General features: G+C 63.4%; 1 pseudogene. It reads right to left on the bottom strand.

The annotated features are described in order from the left end of the window. Window positions 1-309: pseudogene (locus JFY56_RS24205) on the bottom strand (hypothetical protein); the annotation flags it as partial.

Raw genomic sequence — 309 nt, 5'->3', positions numbered from 1 at the left:
CTGCATCGGTCACCGAACCGGCGCCCAGGGCCACGTCATTGGCATTGTTGGCCTGAGCCTCACGGCCCAGCGCCAGGCTGCTTTCACCGATGGAGGTGGCGTTGTAGCCCACCGCGGTGCTGCCCTGGCCTTCGGCCGAGGAGTCGCTCTGCACCAGACCGGCTTCGTTGGTCCGGGCGTAGCGGATGCCCACGCCATGCTCGTCGGTGAAGATGTTGGTGGTGTCGCCAGCGAAGTTGTTGATGGTGTCGCCCAGATTCGTGACGTTTTCATTCGTCTCGTTGAGCTGCGACATGTTCACCGCATCGC

The organism is Pseudomonas schmalbachii, from assembly GCF_017589465.1.
Lineage (GTDB): Bacteria > Pseudomonadota > Gammaproteobacteria > Pseudomonadales > Pseudomonadaceae > Pseudomonas > Pseudomonas schmalbachii.
Note: the sequence above shows the minus strand (reverse complement) of the source record. Positions and strands in the feature narration are given on the sequence as shown.